This is a genomic window from Deinococcus psychrotolerans (assembly GCF_003860465.1).
GTDB classification, from domain to species: domain Bacteria; phylum Deinococcota; class Deinococci; order Deinococcales; family Deinococcaceae; genus Deinococcus; species Deinococcus psychrotolerans.
Genome location: NZ_CP034183.1, coordinates 1,384,810 through 1,402,571 on the forward strand (window position 1 = coordinate 1,384,810; position 17,762 = coordinate 1,402,571).

The following is a 17,762-nucleotide window of genomic DNA, read 5'->3' on the forward strand; positions in this document are numbered from 1 at the left end:
ACTCGCTTCACTCGGATCTCACCGCCTCTGTGAAACCGTTCAACCGGAGGCTTTATGACCACCACCCCCCTGAGTCCGGTCAGCGCCCCCAGCACCCACAAGTCCCCGCGTTTTTCAGTTGCACGCGGCCTGATGTATTTGGGTTTGACCGTCGCCACGCTGTTCTTTTTGCTGCCGATTTATCTGCTGGTCGTCACCGCTTTCAAAACGCCCGACGCCATCAATCTGGCAACCACTTGGCAACTGCCCAAGTTTCTGAACTGGGCCAGCTTCTCGGACGCTTGGGCCAAAGTCGGCGGCAACATGGGCAACAGCCTGTTTCTGGCTGTCACTGCCACGGCCATCAGCGCCATGCTGGGCAGCCTCAACGGCTACGCGCTGAGCAAGTGGCGCTTCCGGGGAGCCAATACCTTATTCGCTTTCATGCTGTTCGGGATGTTCATTCCCTATCAGTCGGTGCTGATTCCGCTGTTTCAGTTCATCAAATCGCTGGGCCTGTACGGCAGCATCTGGGGCCTGATTCTGGCGCACGTGGTCTACGGCATCCCGATCACCACCCTGATTTTCCGCAACTTCTACGCCGACGTGCCGGACGCTTTGGTGGAAGCCGCCACCATCGACGGCGCGGGCTTTTGGAGCATTTACAGCAAAGTCATCTTCCCGATCAGCATTCCCGGCTTCGTGGTGGTGATCATCTGGCAGTTCACGCAGGTCTGGAACGAGTTTTTGTTTGCCGCCACCCTAACCTCTTCTGGCAGCCAGCCGGTGACGTACGCCCTCTCGCAACTGGCGGGCGGGCAAGCCGTCTCGTGGAATTTGCCGATGGCAGGCGCGATTCTGGCGGCGATTCCCACCTTGCTCGTCTACATCGTGCTGGGCCGTTACTTCGTGCGCGGGCTGCTGGCGGGGAGCGTCAAGGGCTAAACACCCCTAAGCTCTCCCCTGTTATCAGCGCCCAAATTCCCGCAACTGCACCGTATAGATTCCGTCCACGTCCTCCCGCCACGCCAACGCCAGCTTGCCATCCGGCAGCACGGTTACGGCAGGCGAGCGGGCGTCTTTTTTGGGATCGAGATTCTGGATGCCGTAGGCTTGCCAGCCCGCGCCCGTCCACCGCGCCAGCTTAATTTGGCCGGTACTGCCTTTTTCCTCTACCCAGGCCAACACGGGTTGACCTTCAGCCGTCACGGCGAGGCTCGGCGCGGCGGCAAAGTGCTGATTGACCGGCCCGCCCAAGGCCTGCCAAGCTTGCCCGTTCCAGCGCGAGGCGTAGAGCGTGTCCTGACCGCCCAAATCTTCGAGCCACGCCACGATGGGCTGCTCCTTGTCGTCCAACACCAAGCGGGTAGAGGCCAGATAACGCTGAGGGTGGCGGTTGAGGCTGCCGCCTAACTTTTCCCAAGTGCTGCTCGTTTGGCGCGAAACATAGACATTGCTGGTCAGCACTTCGCCCTGCAACCACGCCACCACCGCCCGACCCGCCGAGTCGGTCGCCAGCGCGGGCGTGCGCGAAAAGGCCTTGATGTCGTTGAACGCTTCGCTGCGCACCCACGAGGTTTGGCCGTCCCATTTCCGCACCGTCAGGCGGCTGCCGTAGGGTTTGCGGAGATACTCGCCCCAGGCCAGCACCGGCTCACCGTCCCGCATGGCGACGGCCCGCGTCCGGGCGGCATACGGCAAATCGTCGCCCAGATAGCGAGAATGCCAATTCGTCCACGCGCCGTTCTCGTAAGCCCGCATCACCACCACGTCGTTGTCGCCGTAATTTTCATTCCAGACCAACAGCGGCTGCCCGCGCTCGTCCAGCGCCATGTTGAGGGTCGAGGCCGGACGCGGCACGTCGTAATTCAGCACGCCGCCGAGTGGCTGCCACGCGCCGCCGTAGCGCCAAGCCGTCAGCTCGCGCCCGGTAAACCAGCCCCGCCCGCTGAAAAATTCGCCGGAATCGCTGAGCAGACTCAAGATCAGTGAACCGTCCGGCGCGGCGGCGAGTTGCAGTTCGCGCACCGGTTGGGTGAGGCTGGGCGGGGCGGCGATGCTGGAAGGTTGAGCAGAGTTAGGCGCACCCGCTCCGCCCGCTCCAGCCTGCGAGGCGAGCAGTAAGGCGGCCAGGTTCAGGGTTTGCCAGCGGGAAAATGAGCGGGACATAGACATGTGGCCTTCCTTTGAAGTGGGAAATGGGCGAGGAGTGACGGTGAACTCTACTCTGAGACTCAGCTCCCCAGAAAACAAAGCAGCGCTTTGATACAACCCGCCACATCCATCGGCTTTGTCTATAGGCGGCGCTAGACTGCCCACGTGAATCTTCAGCTCAGTGAGCCACTGACCGGCGCGTCAGGCCAGCGTTTACCGGCGCTGAGCAGCCAGCACCTCTCGGCCCTGATCGCGGTGGCCGACAGCGGCAGTTTCAGCGAGGCGGCGCTGAGGCTGGGCGTGGCGCAGTCGAGTGTGAGCTACGCGGTGAAGGCGGTGGAAAAAGAACTGGGCGTCCAACTTTTTGAACGGGGCAGATACGGCGCACGCCTGACGCCCGCAGGCTCGGCGGTGCTGGAGCAGGCCCGCCTCGCCGCCGCTGCGCTGAGGGCCATGCTGCCGAATGAACATCCTCAACCTGAAGCGCTGTGCGGCCTGCTGCGTGTCGCGTCGTGCCGCAGCGTCATTCGCCAGCTTCTCACGCCTTCGCTGAGCGGCTTTCGGCGTCTTTATCCCCACATTCAAGTGGTCATTCAGGACACCAGCGGCGAGCATGATGAAATTGAACAGCTGGTTCTCGGGGGCCAAGCGGACTTGGGCTTGGGACGGCTGCCGATGCGCCCTGAGCTGCGCTGCCAACCGCTGTTCGCCGACGAATACCTGATCGTCGCCGCCGCTCACGCCCCGCGCCTGACGAGTTGGGAAGATTTTCACCGCGCACCGTACATCGTCTGCGAGGAAGACTGTGCGCCGCACATCGCTGATCACATCGCCCGCCATTCGCGCCCGCCCATGCCCGCCGTGCGCCTCAAAGACGCTCAAGTGGCGCTGGGCATGGTGGCCGAAGAACACGGCTTTACCGTGCTGACCCGTTTGGTGGTCGCGCCGCTTGCAGCCAACTTGCAGGCGTATCCTCTGCCCACTCCGCTGTGGCGCAGCATTGGCCGCGTGACCAGCGCCCAAACAAGTCAGCATCCGCTGATTCGGGCGTTTGAACAAGCGGTGCTTTCACCAAAAGCGCTGAGGGCGGCAGCGGGGCCAGTGGCCGCAAAGCTGTGGTTCGCAGAGGATGACAGCGCCCCGCTTTCCGGCTGAGGCAAGCCGCTGAGTTCAAGTCCTCAATCAAGCCGCCCGGCCTTTCTGCACGCCTGTGCCAAAATACGCCAATGTCTTTGCCCGATTTCGCTTCCGGCCCGGTCAGTCCTTGGCGGCTGATGTGGACCGCGCCCGCCGCAACCTTAAACAACATGCTTCAGCACGGCCAAGGCGACGCTTGGGCGCTGCCGCTCCTCTTCGGCGCGGGGCTGCTCTCCTCGCTCGCGCCGCAGGTGCGCGAAATGCTGGTGCCGATGCTGCCTTCCGGCACCAATGTCTTTACGGTCGCGGTGGTCAGCGGGGTGCTGCTGGGCGGGTTGCAGGCGCTGGGCTGGCCTCCGATGCTGCGGACGGCCAGTAAGTGGCTGGGCGGCAGCGGCAACCTGCGGGCCTCAAGGCTGGCGGCGGGTTGGAGCTGCTTACCCGTGCTGCTCTCTTACATTCTGGCTCCGCTGGGCGGCAGCGCCGAGGCGGGAGCCGTGCCCACACTGGGCGGCGTGTTGTTCGGCTTTTTCAGCTTGCTGCTCAGCGTTTGGACGCTGCTGCTCTTGGTGCAGAGCCTCGCCGCCGCCCAGCGCCTGAGCGTGCCCAGAGCGGCGCTGAGCGTGCTGATTGGAGCGGTGATGCTGCTGGCCGCGTTGGTGGCCCTGGGCTTTTTGGCCGCGCTGATCTTGGTGGCGCTGGGCCTCAAGGTAAGCGCTTTGCCGGGGGGAATTTAGGCTGGGAGTTCTCCTACTTATTCCCGCATTTGCCTCAGCAGCCAAAAGCCCAGTACGTCCAGCCCCAACGTGACCGCCAGCGTGCCCAAACCGCTGAGGTCGCCGCGTCCCAAGCTCAAAATCACTCCAATCGCGCCGCCGATATTGAGCAGCACCAGCATGGCCACCATCAGTCCGACAACGCGGCTGTTCACGCCTCACCCGTCATCAGCCGCTGAGCGCCGCTAAGAGTTCGGGGTGGAGCAGCGCACTGGCCGCCACGATGCCGTGTCCGTAAGGCGTCGGCTGGCCGCCGAGGTCGCTGATGACGCCGCCTGCTTCCTCCACGATGAGGCTGCCCGCCGCCGCGTCCCAGCGCTTGAGGCCGGTTTCCCAGTAGCCGTCCATCCGGCCCGAGGCCACGTTGCACAAATCCAGTGCCGCCGCGCCGGGCCTGCGAACCGGCACGCCGAGCGCCAGCAACTTTTCAAGGTAGGTCAGGTTGCTGCGGTCGCTCGCCACGTTGTACGGAAAGCCGGTGGAAATCAGCGCCGGACTGAGCAGGCTCGGCGTGCGCGAGGGCCGAATCCGTGCGCCGTTGAGAAACGCCCCGCCGCCCAAAGTGGCGGTGAACAGCTCACGCCGGGTCGGATCGTAGACTGCGCCCACCACCCGCACGCCGCGCACCTCGAGGGCCACCGAGGCGCAGTAGACCGGATAGCCGCGTGCGTAGTTGACGGTACCGTCCAAGGGATCGACCACCCACAAAAAGTCGCCCTCACCGGCCTGCCCTTCTTCCTCGCCCAGCACGGCGTGGGCCGGATAAGCCGCCGAGATCACGCGCCGAATCTCGGCTTCGCACAGGGCGTCCACTTCGGTCACGAGGTCACTGAAGGTCGTTTTGCTTTTCTCGTCGTGCGCGAGTTCGGCGCGGGCGAGTTGAATGGCTCCGGCAGCGCGGGCCGCTTCGGTGGCCACGTCAAGGTAGGCGGTGAATGCTGGATCAGGCGGAGCAAAGTCAGGCGAGGTCACGCCTCAGTCTAAAGGCTTGCCCCACACCAAAGCCTGACGGCTGGGGGATTTCATCACGTTTTGTGTGCGGCCTGGCCTCAGAATAAGCGCATGATCCGCGCCCGTTCCTTGCTGCTTTGGCCGCTGCTGAGTGTTGTGCTGTCCGGCTGCTTGGCACTGCCCGCCATCGAGCCGCGCACCCTGAACTTCAAAGCTGGCCCCATTGGGAGCGAGATCAAACCGGCCACTCTTCTGGAGACCGGTCTGGTGCCCGCCGACAAACTGGTGAGCGTTGCCGAGGCGCTGGCCCGCGCTCCCGAGGGCAGTTTGCTGCTGCCCTGCTGGCGCACCACCGTTGCCACCAATTTCTGGGGGCCGTGTTCGCATCTGGCCCGCAAGCTGGGGCAAGGCCAGATGGCCGACCAACCGGGCCTGACCCAAACGGCGGGGATTCGGCCCACCGACACGCTGCTGCCGCGCTACGCCGTGATCGTGCTGGACGTGGGCGTCACGTCGGCGCAGTATTTCGCCCTGGAGCGGGCCGCTGAGCAGCTCAAGGGGCAACCTTACAGCTTCAGCGGCGCACCCAACACCAGCTACTGCACGACCTACCAAAACGAGTTGCAGCAAGCCCTGAACCAGCCCGACGTGATTCCTTTCAATCCAGCTTGGAACGGCTACCTGCCCGCCGACGCGCTGGACGTGCCGGGCGTCAAGGTGCTGTGGGTGGGCGTGAATGAGGCGAGCACCTGAGCGTGTAGGCTAAGGCGACATGATTGACCGTTACCTGACGCCCGAAATGAAAGTCCTGTGGAGTGAAGCCAACCGCTACCGTGCTTGGCTCAAAGTCGAACTCAGCGCTTTAGAGGCGCAGGCCCAGCTCGGTGAAGTGCCTGCTGACGCTTACCGCACCCTCGCTCCGCTGACCGGGGCCGACCCCCTCGACGAGGCTTTCGCGGTGCGGGTGGCCGAGATCGAAAACGTGACGCGGCACGACATCGTGGCCTTTACCACCGCCCTGACCGAGCGCTACGGCGATCCGGCCCGCTTCGTGCATCATGGGCTGACCAGCACCGACGTGGTGGACACCGCCCAGAACCTGCTGCTCGACGAAGCGCTGGACATCATTTTGGCCGACGTTGCCGCTCTTCGGGAAGTCTGCCGCGTCCAGGCCGTGACGTACAAGCACACGCCCACGATTGGCCGCACCCACGGCATTCACGCCGAGCCGATGACCTTTGGCCTCAAATTCCTCAACTGGATGACGGCGCTCGACCGCGACCGCGAGCGCCTCAAGGCGGCCCAGCAGCGCGTCCGGGTGGTGATGCTTTCCGGCTCGGTGGGCACCTACGCCCACGTCAGCCCCAAAATCGAAGAAGCGGTGGCCGCCGCCTGGCAGTGGCAACCCGCGCCCGTCACCAATCAAACGCTGGCACGTGACCGCCACGCCGAAGTGCTGTCGGCCATCGCCATTTTGGGCACCACCTTGGAAAAGATTTCGGTGGAAATCCGTCACCTTCAGCGCAGCGAAGTGCGCGAGGCGATGGAGCCGTTCGGCAAAGGGCAAAAAGGCAGTTCCTCGATGCCGCACAAGAAAAACCCGATTTTGACCGAGAATGTCACCGGCATGGCGCGGCTCCTGCGCGGCTATCTGGTGACAGCCCTGGAGAATGTGGCGCTGTGGCACGAGCGCGATATTAGCCATTCCAGCGCCGAGCGGGTCATTTTGCCGGACGCCACCGGCCTGGCGAGCTACGCCACCCGCCGCCTAACCGGGGTGCTGCGCGACCTCGTGGTCTTTCCGGAGCGGATGCTGAAAAACCTCAACGATTTGGGCGGTCTGGTGTTTAGCCAGCGGGTACTGCATCTGCTGATCGACGAAAAGGGGCTGGGCCGTGAAGCCGCCTATTCAATCGTCCAGCGCAACGCCCTGCAAAGCTGGGAAAGCGGCGAGGGCCTGCGCGACCTGCTCAAAGCCGATCCCGAAAACCCGCTGAACGACGCCGATTTGGATGAAGCCTTCAAATTGGAGTGGTATTTGCGCGAGGTGGACGCGATTTACGGACGGTTTGAACTGTAATTTTAGATTCCAATTATTTTTTACTTAGAGAAAACATCGGAGAACTGTTCTACAGTAGGAAACATGTCTGTGAAACACACTGCTTTTGGCCTTTGCAAGCTATGCGGTAAACACTCTCAGCTCATTGAAAGTCACATAATACCCAGAAGCGTAATAAACTGGATAAAGAGAACTTCTGCAACGGGACATCTGCGCAGCTCAATCAATCCTGAGAAAAGAATTCAGGACGGTATTAAAAAACATCTCCTCTGTTCAAATTGCGATGGGAATCTAATTGGTTCAAGTGAGAAGTATTTCATGGAGAAAATATTTCTTCCATACCACGAAGATCGATCACTTGAGATCGACTATACTCAACAATTACATTATTTTGCTGCGTCTCTGGCTTACAGAATTATACTTTTAGAAGAAGAGTCCCCAGACAGAAGGAATGATCTGGATTTTGAAGATTTCAGATCAGCAAAATCCTATCTGAGAAGATACTTGCTGAAATCCACCAGTAAATTGCAAGGAGTGGAACACTTTCTACTCGTTACAAATGACGGCAAGAATACCACCATATGCGATGACAATGACACAATAAAGACAACACATGGTCTACCTCGGGGCTTGGTTTTCCACCTTCTGAGATCGTTTGATAGTTTCGCATTTTATGTGAATAACTATTTAGTGACGATGGCTATGTTACCCGGTTTCATATTCTTCACCGTTCTCAAGCCCCGCAAATATAAGGGGAGACTGGGAAAGAGAGTAGAAACCTCAGGAGGAAAAATAAGATTCGAGATGCGCTTACTGCTCGAAAACGATATATATCAGATGCTACTGGATAGATCCAATAGGCTTTCGGTAGACTATATGTCTCGGCAGCAGTCTGAAAAGTTAGAAGATTTCATATCGAAGAATTCAAACAGATGGAATAACTCTGAGACTAAAAAACTCATTCATTCATTGCATCAAGATTAAAATAATTCAAGAAATTCTACCTTTGATTCACTTACCCAGCTTCATCCAGCGCCCGCGCCAGGTCGTCGGTGGTGGTGGCCTGATACCCGGCCCAGCTTTGCCAGAGCTGCTCCAGCGCCGCGACCGCCTGTGCCAAGCGCTGTTCGACCTCAGGCGTCAGCTCGTCGCCGCTGTCTGCCAGCGCCACCGTCAGATCCAGCTTGGCTTTGAGGTATTTGGCTTGCTCGCCGCGCGTGCCGTCATAGACGTAGACCACTTCTTCCCAGCCGAAATGCAGCCGCCGAAACAGCAGATCGCTCACGGCGCTGTGGCTTCCCAGGCACAGCCGCGCCGCCGGAGTGCCGTCTGGAGCAAACAAACCGCGCCGCAAGCACTCGTCGGCAGCCAAGCCGCTGATGTCGCGGTCAGTGGCGGCCCGAAAGCGGCTGGCGATGTGGTGCCGGGCAGCGTCTTGCAGTGCATAGGTCATAACTTAGAGGATTATATTACGCTCCTTGCAGAATAACAAGCGCCCTTGCGCTGGCCCACCGAAGCCAATCGACGCAGCCAAGGGCTTAGCCTTTCTCATCGGAGAATCAGCCGGGCTGTTGCCACCGCCTCACTTCTCAGGCTGCTGTACAGCAAAAAATGAGATGGCCCCGCTCAAAGTCAGCCGACAAATCCACTGGCGACAGATGAGGACGCTCTGGAACAATTCTTTATAAAAAGTAACTTTCTTACATTTCCAGTGACGAAAAGTGTACGCTGACCGCATGTGGCCATTTGGAAAATCGACTGCCGACCGTGTGAAAGAAGCCCTCAATGCCCAGCCCCAACTCAAGGATCTGGGCCTTCAAGTCAGCGAAAGTGGCGGCAATGTCAGCGTGACTGGCATGGTGCCCAATGAGCGCTACGGCCAACTCGTCAATGTGGTGGCCGAAGGGATCAACGGCGTCAAGAGTGTGGACATCAGCGGCTTGGTGGCTCAGCAAAACACCAGCGAAGTGCAGGTGAGTGCCCCGACACCCACCGCCGATGTCGGCAGCAGCGACGACGTGACCGAATCCGGCTCGCAGGGCGGCAGCGTGATGCAGAGTGATCCTGCCCAGAGCAGCTCCGCGAACAGCAGTGTGGACGCCGCTATCGCCGCCGCTGTGGACAACAGCAAAATCGCCAAAGCGGTTTACCACGCTATTCGCAGCAACGGCGAACTGGCCGACGATCCGATTGACGTGCTGCAAAGCGGCAAGAGCGTCATCTTGCGCGGCGCGGTCGACAGCGACCACGAGCAGCGCCTCGCTGAGCAAATCGCACGCGGCGTCGAAGGCGTGTCAGGCGTGGACATCAGCGGTCTGAAAGTGGTGGCGCAGGCCAAAGAGATGCACAAAGACCGCGACGAAGTGAGCGGCGACGCCACCTACACCGTCAAGTCGGGCGATACCCTCAGCGCCATTGCCGAGAAGTATTTCGGTGACGCCATGCGCTACAAAGACATTGCCCACCTCAACAACATCTCCAACCCCGACGCCATTCAGGCCGGGCAAGTCCTCAAGATTCCCAGCGCTTAACCCCGCCTGAGTTCAGCGCCGCTTCCCGAGTTGTGGGGGCGGCGCTTTTTTGTGGCCACGCCAGCTTTCACGGCCAGAGATCGCTCATCGGCGTCGCGCGGGCGGCTTCCCGCAGCGGCGGCACACCGAGGTGGTCTTCCATGCTGCGCAGCAAAGAGTAATGGTTGTATGGCTGATCGCTGACCTTGCCGCCCTGCCCGCCCGGCGTCAAGAGGATGGTCGCCACCCGTCCCCCGCCGCCCTGCTGATCCTCGCCTTCGTCGAAGGTGATGATCAACGCCGCGCCGGGTTTCCAAACGGAAGAGGCCATGATCTGGTCGGCCCACTTTTTGACGAAAGCGTCGCCTGTGCGCTCCACGTTGGCGCGGCCCAAGCAGCGCAAGTCGCCGTGCAGGTCGTGGCACAAATCTGGCACTAGCAAGGAGAAATTGGGCACTTGGCCGCGCTGCAAGTCGGTCTGAAGTTGCTCAAACGGCACGACGTTGGCAAGCTGTTTCGGCTGCTTGACAAGGTCGCTGCTGAGCATGAACGGGTTGTGCTTTTTGCCATAGAGCCCGGCGTAGTTCACGTTGGAACCGGCCGCCGGCAAGCCCTGCATATAGCCTTTCCAGGTCAGGCGCTGATCTGCGAGTTGCGAGGCCAGTGTCGCGCCCACAAATGACTGCGCCGGGTCGTCGCCTACCATGTTCATGGTGCTGCCCGCGATGAGAGCCACGTAATTGGGCAAACTGGGATGGGTCACGCCAGTATAGTTGCGGGCCAGTGCGCCGCGCTTTGCCAGCGCATTGAGTGTAGGCAGATTGGGATTGCCGATCACTTGGCCGTAACTGTGGTTTTCAAGGATCAGCAGAAAAATGTGCGGCGAGTTTGAAGCAGTCGGCGGAACTTGAGCCGAACTGAGTGAGAAACCCAGTAAGCCGAGCAGTATGAACGAGCGGCCCAATTTGTTCTGAGCATGTTTTTTAAGTCCTGACATCAAGCCTCCACTTCCTCTCACCGCACCCACCAGCACAGTACCCCACTGCTTACGGCCTGAACGCGCCGCCCAGCAGCGCCGCCAACCCCTGCACCGCTGTCAACGTTCCCGCCCGCACCTCGGCGCGAATGGCCCGCAGCTGCTCGGCGCTCACTCCCGCTTCAAACGCTTGCCAGGCGGCTTCTTTGAGCAGTTCTTCAAACCAGCCGCTGTGTTGAGCTTGCCGCCGCGCTTGTACCCGCACCGAGTCCGCCGTAAAAGCCTTGACCGCCGCCCAGACTTCAGTGATGCCCGCACCCGTCAGGGCTGAGGCTTGAAGCACCTGAGGTTGCCGCAGCGCCGTGCGTGGAGTTAGCAGATGCAGCGCCGCCGCCAGCTCACCCTGGGCTTTCCGGGCCGCTGCCGGGTTGCTGTCGGCCTTGTTGACCACGCACACGTCCACCAGTTCCATGATGCCGCGCTTGATGCCCTGCAGCTCGTCTCCGGCGTTGGGCAAGGTCAGCAGCACAAATACGTCGGTCATGCTGGCGACTTGCGTTTCGCTTTGGCCGACGCCCACCGTTTCGATCAGCAGCACGTCGTAGCCCGCCGCCTCACACAGGGTGATGGCCTCGCGGGTGCGCCGCGCCACGCCGCCGAGTGCGCCGCGAGCAGGACTGGGTCGAATAAAAGCGCCGGGATGCACCGTCAGGTTGGGCATTCTGGTTTTGTCGCCCATGATGCTGCCGCCAGTGCGCTGGCTGCTGGGATCGACCGCCAACACCGCGACCCGGTGGCCCGCGTCAGCCAACTGCAAGCCCAGCGCTTCTATAAAGGTGGATTTGCCCACCCCCGGCACACCGCTCAGTCCCACCCGGAGACTGCGCCCCGCGTGCGGCAGGACCTCAGCGAGGAGCTGCTGGGCTTCCCTCAGGTGATCAGGCCGCGACGACTCGGCCAGCGTAATGGCGCGGGCCAGTGCGCGGCGCTGACCGGAGAGGAGAGCCGCCGTGAGCGGGTGAACCGACATAGCCCTGATGCTAGCAGGCGCGGACGCGGTTCAGGCGCGTTTAAAGACAACTCGGCTGCCACTTCGGGATTCCGCGTCTTAAACAGAGCGGCTTCTTGACAAGATGACGGTGCTTTGCTAAACCCCCGGGCCTGCCCGGTTTACCTGAAGCCAAACGTTGTTACGCTCAGCTTCCGCTCTGCGTGTAGCCGGTGGCCCGCCAGCCACAGCCGTCGCGGGTCAAGTTGATGGTGCCGCCAAAGGTGCCGCCGACATTTTCGCCGTTGCTGCGCTGGGTGGCGCTGATTTTGACGCTGCCGCTGACTTTCGCGCTGTTGCCGCTGATACTGACTCCGCCCACACTGACGGTGTAGTTGATGTTGCCGTACACCGCCCCGAATCCCCCCGCCGCGTCGCTCAGGCCCGCTGAAGCGGCGCTGCTGGCCGTGCCGCGTGCCGAGGCGACGTCTTGTTCCTGGGTCAGTTTGCAGTCGACTGGCGCAGCGCCGGCATACTGCACGCTGGTGGATTCCTGCTTGGGATCAGGCACCAGCGTGCCCTGCAAGTTCTCGACACTCAGGCGGTAATTGACGCCCAGCGACAGGCGCGGCCCCGGCACGTTGGCGAGCGTGCCGCGAATAAGCTGCGCTCCAGCTTCGATGTAGCCTTCTACTGGCAGCAGCGGCGTGCTGTAGCGGGTACCCACGCCCAAGTTGGCCGCCAGCGAACCGGAGGGCAAGGTGTCGATACCGCCCAGCAAGTACAGCTTGAAGTTGCTGAACTGAGCCACGTCGTAGCTCACGCCGCCGCCAAATGACGCGCCGGTGGCGTTCTGGGCGTTGCAGTACGAGACTTGGCCGTACACGCTGATCTTCTCAGACTGCACACCTGCCCGCAGCCCCACGATTTGGCAGCCCAGGGCGGCGCTGGTGTTGAGGCCAAGGCGGATATCGGCGGCGGAAGCGTTGGAAGCACTTGAAGCAGCCAAAGCGGAGGCCAGTACGGTGAGGGCAAGGAATGGACGCATGGCCTCCTTTTTACCACTGTCTGATGTGTGTGTCTTATTTTTACTCATAAAGTTCATTCCTGGGGAGCTGACTTGCAACTTTTGTGCGCCTCGCCGCGTACTCTGAAACCGAGATGACGGTAACTTCGTGGTGACTTGGCCCTTTTTGGTGTTCTTGCTGATTTGGCTGTTTTGCCTTGCCGGCACCTTTATACCGGCGGTTCCGGCCACGCTGCTCATCTTTGGCGGTGCGCTGCTTACCGCTTGGCTCAGCGGCTTTGAGCTTTGGTGTGATCTCGCTTTCTTCATCACCCTCGGCGTGCTGACGCTGCTGATTTCATTGATCGACAACGTGGCCTCGGCCTGGGGCGCTCGGCGCTACGGCGGCAGCAAACAGGCCATCTGGGGAGCTTTGATCGGCGGTGTGGTGGGCATTTTTATTCCCTTCGGCTTGATCGTGGGGCCGCTCCTGGGCGCACTCTTGGCCGAGCTGCTGATCGTCAGAAAGCCGCTGCTCTTGGCGGTGCGGGCGGCTTGGGGAACGCTGCTGGGCGTGCTAGGCGGGGTGGCAGCCAAATTCACCCTACACGTGTTGATGGGGCTGTACGTCCTGTGGCGGCTGTGGCCAACGGCCAGCCTATGAGTCTGCCGCCGCTGCCAGACTTGCGGCTGTATTCCCGCGCGGGCTGCCACCTCTGCGAGGACGCCGAAACCGCCCTGTTTGGGCTCGGCGTAATTTTTGAGCGCGTCGATATCAGCGGCAACGCCGAACTGGAGCGCCTCTACGGCTGGGACGTGCCGGTGCTGAGCCTCGGCGGCGCGGTGATCGCCAAAGGGGTGCTGGGCCGTGAGCGGCTGCGGCGGGTGCTGAAGTTGTAGGTGTGCGGCCCACTCCTCACCCATTGGGTTTAAACTGACTTCACTTTATGCATCCAGTCTTCCTTCAGATCGGCAGCTTTTCCATCGCTTGGTACGGCGTCCTCATGACGCTGGGCATCTTTATCGGAGCCGTCATCGGCACCCGGATGGTGCGGCGGCGCGGCCTCAACGAGCAGCTTTTCTCGGACATGATCTTGTGGCCGCTGGTGGTCGGCTTTATCGGCGCGAGGCTGCTGTTCGTGGCGACTTCGTGGAATTTGTTCAGCGACAAAACGGGTCTAGCGCTGCTCTACGACATCATCAACATCCGGCAGGGCGGCATCAGCATTCACGGCGGGCTGATCGCGGGCGTGGGCATGCTGTACATCATGACCCGCCGCCACCGCGTCAACTTTTACCAGTACGCCGACATGTTCGTGCCGGGCATCGGCTTTGCCATCGTGGGCGGGCGGCTCGGCAATATCATGAACGGCTCCGACACGGTCGGGCGCGTCACCAACTGGGCGGTGGGCTACCGCTGGCCGGACTGGGCACGCGGTTTCCACGACGCCATGTGCAACCCCAATGCCGAAGAAAATCTGGTGCAGTACTGCAAAACCATCGCTGGTCAGCAGGTCATGACCGCTCCAGTGCATTTTACTCAGCTCTACGGCATCATCATCGGCATCCTGCTGATTATCGCCTCGGCTTTCTGGATGCGCTCGCGTCACCCCGGCTGGGCCTTCTGGCAATTCTGGTTGTGGTACAGCGTCCTGCGGGCCGGCTGGGAAGAAACCTTCCGTCTCAACCCGCTCTCGCCCAACATCTACCTCAATGAGGGTCTGAACAACCCCGGCATCGGCCTGCTGACGCTGACCCAAGTGCTGAGCATCCCGCTGATTTTGTTCTCGATTTATATGCTGTGGCGCGTCGCCCGGCAACCGGAAATCCCCTTCGGTCAAGCCGCCCCGGTTGCCGAACAGAGCGTCAAGGCTTAGCCGCTCAAAGTATGCAACCTGCCGCGCCCCCAGACTGGCTCAAGGCCCCGACGCTGACCAACCCGTTCGTCCGACTTGAAGCCCTCACCGCCGCCCACGCGCCTGATCTGGCGCAGCACGCCACCGACGCCACTGTGTCGTTTTTGTCGCGGGGCGGGCCAACCGCCAACACGCCGCCGGCTTGGGCCGAGTACATTGAGCGCCTCAACGCGCTGCCCAACCGCGTGAATTTCGCGGTGCTGCTCAGCACGCCGCAGGGCCAACAAGTCGCCGGGCGCATCAGTTACAGCGAAACCAAGCCCAGCGATTTGTGGCTGGAGATCGGCACCATGCTGACCCCACCGTTTCAGGGCAGCGCCGCCAATCCGGGAGCCAAAATCCTCCTGATGGAGCGGGCCTTTGCCGTGCTGGGAGCCAACCGGGTGCAGTTCAAGGTGGATGAGCGCAACGCCCGCAGCTTAAAGGCGCTCGAAAAGCTTGGTGCGGTGCGTGAGGGCACTCTGCGGCAATTTCAGGTGCAGCCCGACGGTTACGTCCGGGACAGCGTGATGTTCAGCATTTTGAGCAGCGAGTGGCCGGCTGTGCGTGAGCAGCTCACCAAACGTTTAGAAGCTTTACAGACGCAGCAGCTAAGCTAGCGTCATGCGCCCCTTCTTTGTCCAGCCCGTCATCAGACCGCTCGTTGCCTTTGCTGCGCTGAATTGCGGGCTGGGCGGCGCGGCTTACGCCCTCACGCCGCCTGCTGGGTGGATCAGCGTGGACGCCAACACCTGGCGCGACCAAAGCGGCGCGTGCGTGCTGCGTGAGCAGAGCTTTGCTCAGGAGTTTGCGCCGATGAGCAGCCAGCAAGACGCCCTGAGCATGGGCAACAAACTCCAAAAAGCGCTGGCCAAGCAGGGCATGATGAAAGTCAGCATTCAGCCGGTGTCGCAGCAAAGCGACTGGAGCGTGCTGGCCGCTTACACCTACGCCCAGAGCGGCGTGAATTACCAGATCGTTCAACTGTATTTGTCGCAGGGCGGTAAACTGCACACCCTCAGCGGCAGCAACACAGAGGGTGAGGCCAGCGCCTGCGTCAATCTGATGCGGAATTTTATTAAAGGAAAATAGGCAACGAAAAAGAGCGAGCGGCGGCAGCGTCAACCACCGTGTCTGCCTTTAGACTTGAGGGCGATGCTGGCCTTGCCTTCACCCCACACCACCACCGCTGCCCAGACCCTGCGTGAGCTGGCGCTTGAGCTGGGCTTTGACGTGGCGGGCTGGGCCTCGGGTCAGGTGCCGCGCCAGGCCTGGCAGAGCTACGGCGAGTGGCTGGAGAGCGGGCGGCAAGCCGGCATGGCTTACTTGGAGACCGGCGCTTGGAGGCGGGCCGACTTGTCCACTTCGCTGCTGGCCTCGCAGGGCGTCGGGCGAGTCTTGGCGCTGGGCATCAGCCACGCCTTTGAGGAGACGCCACCGCCCAAAGGGGGCCTGCGGGCCGGACGGGTGGCCCAGTACGCCCACACGCCCGATTACCACGCCCAGATCGAGCCGCTGCTGGCGCGTTTAGTGAGCGAGGCCACTTCGCTGGGCGTTCGGGCACGCGGTTACGTCGATCACGGCCCCTTGATGGAGCGCGACCTCGCTGGGCGGGCCTTTTTGGGGTGGCACGCCAAGTCCGGAATGCTGGTCAGCACCGAGCTGGGCGCGTTCGTGACGCTGGCCGCCGTACTGACCGACTTGCCTGACCAGCCCGATGAACCGGCTCACCCCGACCGCTGCGGACGCTGCACCCGCTGCATCTCAGCTTGCCCGACGGGAGCGATTGACCCCGACCGCGCCATCGACGCCCGCAAGTGCGTGTCGTACCTGACCATTGAGCACCGGGGCCCGGTGGACTGGGCGCTGCGCCCCGGCATCGGCGAGTGGCTGCTGGGCTGCGATGTGTGCTGCGCGGTGTGTCCCTGGAGCCTCAAAGCCGGGAAGCTGGCCCGCACTCTCAGACCTGACCCCGAGCTGGCCCATCCCGATCTGCTCAGCTTTTTCGGCGTCTCGGAGCGCGAATTTGCTCGCCGGTATCAGCACGCCGCCCACGCCCGACCGCGCCGCAAGGGCATGGCCCGCAACGCCGTGACGGTGGCCGGGAACTTGGGCGAAGAGCGGCTGCGCCCGGTGCTGGACTTGGCCGCCGCCGACCCCGCCTGGGAAGTGCGCGAGGCGGCGACTTACGCGCTGTGGCGCTGGCAAGACCGGGCCGGTCTGGAACGCCTGCGAACCGACCCGCACCCGCAGGTGCAGGCAGGCGCTGAGCGGGGCTTAAAGGCGCTGAGCGGAATAAATGACAGCGTCCCGAGCGTTGAGCGCTGAAGGTTTCTTTTCCATTCGCTTCTGGCACGACTTCAATTCATGGCTGACCGTCCACCGAGCGCCGTACACAAACGGCCCGCCGCAATTGCAAGCCGCTGAGCCAACGCAGCGGGCCGCAGGCTTTAGAATGCGCCGCGTGCGCCTCGCTTTTATCGCTGACATTCACGGCAACCACGACGCCCTAGCGGCCGTACTGGCCGATATTCAAACGCAGGGAGCCGATCTGCTGTATGTCAACGGTGACGTGGTCAACCGTGGCCCCGACAGCGTGCGGGCAGTAGAAACCCTGCTGAATTTGCCGACGCCGCCGACGTTTGTGCTGGGCAACCACGACGATTTGATGCGGCTGTGGCTGACCCGCGACAGCACCTTACCCGGCGACTGGTTTGAAGACCCTTTCTGGGCCGCCACCGCCTGGAGCGCCGGTCAACTCGACCAAGCCGGGCTGATCGCCCCGCTCCTGACCTGGCCGATGACGCAGCGCCTGAGTTGGAGCGGCCTGCCCACCATCGAACTGGCGCACGGCACCGCCGCCCACTACCGCGAGAGCCTCAGCCAGCACACCCCAGAGCAGCGCCTCACCGAACTGCTGGACGAAGCCGACGTTCAGGTCTTGATCGGCTCGCACACCCACAAGCCGATGGTTAGGGCGGTGGAAGGCGGGCGGCTGGTGCTCAACACCGGAGCGGTGGGCGCTCCCTTCAACGAAGACCCCCGCGCCCAATACTTGTTGCTCGACAGCGTTCAGGGGATGGAGCAGGGCCGCTGGAAAGCCACTTTACGGGCGGTGCCCTATGACCGCTCCGGGGTGCTGGGGCGCTTTGAGAGCAGTGGCCTGTTGCGTGAGGGCGGAGTTAGCGCCGAGATCTTCCGTGAAGAAGTCCGGCTGGCCCGTAGCTTATACACCCCGTACTGGATGTGGACAGCGGAAGGCGGCAAGCCCCGCACCACCGAAACGTGGCGGCAATTTCAAGCCGAGTTTCCCGAGCGCTTTCTCTGAGTG

At 62.0% G+C, this 17,762-nt stretch carries 21 protein-coding genes; 14 read left to right on the top strand and 7 right to left on the bottom strand.

What is annotated here, in order from left to right; translation table 11 throughout:
- Positions 1-54: 54 nt before the first annotated feature.
- Positions 55-924, top strand: a complete 870-nt coding sequence (locus EHF33_RS06750; RefSeq protein WP_124869172.1) for a carbohydrate ABC transporter permease — start codon at positions 55-57, stop codon at positions 922-924.
- Positions 925-948: 24 nt separating this feature from the next.
- On the opposite strand, the gene EHF33_RS06755 is transcribed toward EHF33_RS06750, so the two are convergent.
- The gene (locus EHF33_RS06755; RefSeq protein WP_124869175.1) at positions 949-2,154 is read right to left on the bottom strand and encodes a hypothetical protein; all 1,206 of its coding nucleotides are present in this window, start codon (positions 2,152-2,154) and stop codon (positions 949-951) included.
- A gap of 144 nt (positions 2,155-2,298) precedes the next feature.
- Between EHF33_RS06755 and EHF33_RS06760 the strand changes: the two genes are divergently transcribed.
- Both EHF33_RS06760 and EHF33_RS06765 read left to right on the top strand, forming a co-directional pair.
- Positions 2,299-3,288 (top strand): LysR family transcriptional regulator, encoded by a 990-nt coding sequence (locus EHF33_RS06760; RefSeq protein WP_124869178.1) that lies wholly within the window; start codon positions 2,299-2,301, stop codon positions 3,286-3,288.
- A gap of 71 nt (positions 3,289-3,359) precedes the next feature.
- Positions 3,360-4,007 carry a YIP1 family protein gene (locus tag EHF33_RS06765; protein ID WP_124869181.1) on the top strand — a complete coding sequence of 216 codons (648 nt, stop codon included), beginning with the start codon at positions 3,360-3,362 and terminating at the stop codon, positions 4,005-4,007.
- Between the two features lie 17 nt (positions 4,008-4,024).
- Here the strand turns inward: EHF33_RS06765 and EHF33_RS21065 are convergent, their stop codons facing one another.
- Both EHF33_RS21065 and EHF33_RS06770 read right to left on the bottom strand, forming a co-directional pair.
- On the bottom strand, positions 4,025-4,201 hold the full coding sequence (locus EHF33_RS21065; RefSeq protein ID WP_164473358.1) for a hypothetical protein: 177 nt from the start codon (positions 4,199-4,201) through the stop codon (positions 4,025-4,027).
- 13 nt (positions 4,202-4,214) lie between these two features.
- Positions 4,215-5,018: an inositol monophosphatase family protein gene (locus EHF33_RS06770; protein ID WP_124869183.1), complete on the bottom strand. Its 804-nt coding sequence runs from the start codon at positions 5,016-5,018 to the stop codon at positions 4,215-4,217.
- Between the two features lie 90 nt (positions 5,019-5,108).
- Here EHF33_RS06770 and EHF33_RS06775 point away from each other — a divergent pair, with 90 nt between their 5' ends.
- The 3 genes from EHF33_RS06775 (at position 5,109) to EHF33_RS06785 (ending at position 8,040) form a co-directional block, all read left to right on the top strand.
- The gene (locus EHF33_RS06775) at positions 5,109-5,750 is read left to right on the top strand and encodes a hypothetical protein (protein WP_124869186.1); all 642 of its coding nucleotides are present in this window, start codon (positions 5,109-5,111) and stop codon (positions 5,748-5,750) included.
- Positions 5,751-5,769: 19 nt separating this feature from the next.
- Complete coding sequence (purB, locus tag EHF33_RS06780) at positions 5,770-7,077, top strand: adenylosuccinate lyase (RefSeq protein ID WP_124869189.1); 1,308 nt, start codon at positions 5,770-5,772, stop codon at positions 7,075-7,077.
- A 63-nt stretch (positions 7,078-7,140) separates the two neighbouring features.
- Positions 7,141-8,040: a hypothetical protein gene (locus tag EHF33_RS06785; RefSeq protein WP_124869192.1), complete on the top strand. Its 900-nt coding sequence runs from the start codon at positions 7,141-7,143 to the stop codon at positions 8,038-8,040.
- 31 nt (positions 8,041-8,071) lie between these two features.
- Here the strand turns inward: EHF33_RS06785 and EHF33_RS06790 are convergent, their stop codons facing one another.
- On the bottom strand, positions 8,072-8,509 hold the full coding sequence (locus EHF33_RS06790; RefSeq protein WP_124869195.1) for a hypothetical protein: 438 nt from the start codon (positions 8,507-8,509) through the stop codon (positions 8,072-8,074).
- A gap of 283 nt (positions 8,510-8,792) precedes the next feature.
- Between EHF33_RS06790 and EHF33_RS06795 the strand changes: the two genes are divergently transcribed.
- A complete protein-coding gene (locus EHF33_RS06795; protein ID WP_124869198.1) occupies positions 8,793-9,587 on the top strand; it encodes a BON domain-containing protein in 795 nt (264 codons plus the stop codon).
- 67 nt (positions 9,588-9,654) lie between these two features.
- On the opposite strand, the gene EHF33_RS06800 is transcribed toward EHF33_RS06795, so the two are convergent.
- The 3 genes from EHF33_RS06800 to EHF33_RS06810 form a co-directional block, all read right to left on the bottom strand.
- Positions 9,655-10,563 (bottom strand): alkaline phosphatase family protein, encoded by a 909-nt coding sequence (locus EHF33_RS06800; RefSeq protein ID WP_124869201.1) that lies wholly within the window; start codon positions 10,561-10,563, stop codon positions 9,655-9,657.
- Between the two features lie 49 nt (positions 10,564-10,612).
- Complete coding sequence (gene meaB, locus EHF33_RS06805; protein ID WP_124869204.1) at positions 10,613-11,572, bottom strand: methylmalonyl Co-A mutase-associated GTPase MeaB; 960 nt, start codon at positions 11,570-11,572, stop codon at positions 10,613-10,615.
- Between the two features lie 166 nt (positions 11,573-11,738).
- Positions 11,739-12,578 carry a hypothetical protein gene (locus EHF33_RS06810; RefSeq protein ID WP_124869207.1) on the bottom strand — a complete coding sequence of 280 codons (840 nt, stop codon included), beginning with the start codon at positions 12,576-12,578 and terminating at the stop codon, positions 11,739-11,741.
- Between the two features lie 130 nt (positions 12,579-12,708).
- Here EHF33_RS06810 and EHF33_RS06815 point away from each other — a divergent pair, with 130 nt between their 5' ends.
- From EHF33_RS06815 to EHF33_RS06845, 7 genes are all read left to right on the top strand, one after another.
- A complete protein-coding gene (locus EHF33_RS06815; RefSeq protein ID WP_124872931.1) occupies positions 12,709-13,200 on the top strand; it encodes a DUF456 domain-containing protein in 492 nt (163 codons plus the stop codon).
- Positions 13,197-13,436 (top strand): glutaredoxin family protein, encoded by a 240-nt coding sequence (locus EHF33_RS06820; protein WP_338135002.1) that lies wholly within the window; start codon positions 13,197-13,199, stop codon positions 13,434-13,436. The genes EHF33_RS06815 and EHF33_RS06820 overlap by 4 nt, the downstream gene beginning before the upstream one ends.
- Positions 13,437-13,483: 47 nt before the next feature.
- Positions 13,484-14,413: a prolipoprotein diacylglyceryl transferase gene (locus EHF33_RS06825; protein ID WP_124869210.1), complete on the top strand. Its 930-nt coding sequence runs from the start codon at positions 13,484-13,486 to the stop codon at positions 14,411-14,413.
- 11 nt (positions 14,414-14,424) lie between these two features.
- On the top strand, positions 14,425-15,051 hold the full coding sequence (locus tag EHF33_RS06830; protein WP_124869213.1) for a GNAT family N-acetyltransferase: 627 nt from the start codon (positions 14,425-14,427) through the stop codon (positions 15,049-15,051).
- A gap of 4 nt (positions 15,052-15,055) precedes the next feature.
- Positions 15,056-15,523, top strand: coding sequence for a hypothetical protein (locus EHF33_RS06835; protein WP_124869217.1), 468 nt, complete (start codon positions 15,056-15,058; stop codon positions 15,521-15,523).
- 63 nt (positions 15,524-15,586) lie between these two features.
- Entirely contained in the window at positions 15,587-16,759 is a 1,173-nt protein-coding gene (queG, locus tag EHF33_RS06840) for a tRNA epoxyqueuosine(34) reductase QueG (protein ID WP_124869220.1), read from the top strand.
- Positions 16,731-17,759: a metallophosphoesterase family protein gene (locus EHF33_RS06845; protein WP_338135003.1), complete on the top strand. Its 1,029-nt coding sequence runs from the start codon at positions 16,731-16,733 to the stop codon at positions 17,757-17,759. The genes queG and EHF33_RS06845 overlap by 29 nt, the downstream gene beginning before the upstream one ends.
- Positions 17,760-17,762 lie beyond the last annotated feature (3 nt).

Bases quoted from the DNA above. Each gene is read 5' to 3' on its own strand.
- meaB (WP_124869204.1), bottom strand. From the start codon at position 11,572: ATGTCGGTTCACCCGCTCACGGCGGCTCTCCTCTCCGGTCAGCGCCGC.
- EHF33_RS06820 (WP_338135002.1), top strand. From the start codon at position 13,197: ATGAGTCTGCCGCCGCTGCCAGACTTGCGGCTGTATTCCCGCGCGGGC.
- EHF33_RS06785 (WP_124869192.1), top strand. From the start codon at position 7,141: ATGTCTGTGAAACACACTGCTTTTGGCCTTTGCAAGCTATGCGGTAAA.
- EHF33_RS06790 (WP_124869195.1), bottom strand. From the start codon at position 8,509: ATGACCTATGCACTGCAAGACGCTGCCCGGCACCACATCGCCAGCCGC.
- EHF33_RS06825 (WP_124869210.1), top strand. From the start codon at position 13,484: ATGCATCCAGTCTTCCTTCAGATCGGCAGCTTTTCCATCGCTTGGTAC.
- EHF33_RS06775 (WP_124869186.1), top strand. From the start codon at position 5,109: ATGATCCGCGCCCGTTCCTTGCTGCTTTGGCCGCTGCTGAGTGTTGTG.
- purB (WP_124869189.1), top strand. From the start codon at position 5,770: ATGATTGACCGTTACCTGACGCCCGAAATGAAAGTCCTGTGGAGTGAA.
- EHF33_RS06765 (WP_124869181.1), top strand. From the start codon at position 3,360: ATGTCTTTGCCCGATTTCGCTTCCGGCCCGGTCAGTCCTTGGCGGCTG.
- EHF33_RS06845 (WP_338135003.1), top strand. From the start codon at position 16,731: ATGACAGCGTCCCGAGCGTTGAGCGCTGAAGGTTTCTTTTCCATTCGC.
- EHF33_RS06795 (WP_124869198.1), top strand. From the start codon at position 8,793: ATGTGGCCATTTGGAAAATCGACTGCCGACCGTGTGAAAGAAGCCCTC.
- EHF33_RS06830 (WP_124869213.1), top strand. From the start codon at position 14,425: ATGCAACCTGCCGCGCCCCCAGACTGGCTCAAGGCCCCGACGCTGACC.
- EHF33_RS06835 (WP_124869217.1), top strand. From the start codon at position 15,056: ATGCGCCCCTTCTTTGTCCAGCCCGTCATCAGACCGCTCGTTGCCTTT.
- EHF33_RS06810 (WP_124869207.1), bottom strand. From the start codon at position 12,578: ATGCGTCCATTCCTTGCCCTCACCGTACTGGCCTCCGCTTTGGCTGCT.
- queG (WP_124869220.1), top strand. From the start codon at position 15,587: ATGCTGGCCTTGCCTTCACCCCACACCACCACCGCTGCCCAGACCCTG.
- EHF33_RS06755 (WP_124869175.1), bottom strand. From the start codon at position 2,154: ATGTCTATGTCCCGCTCATTTTCCCGCTGGCAAACCCTGAACCTGGCC.
- EHF33_RS06750 (WP_124869172.1), top strand. From the start codon at position 55: ATGACCACCACCCCCCTGAGTCCGGTCAGCGCCCCCAGCACCCACAAG.
- EHF33_RS06800 (WP_124869201.1), bottom strand. From the start codon at position 10,563: ATGTCAGGACTTAAAAAACATGCTCAGAACAAATTGGGCCGCTCGTTC.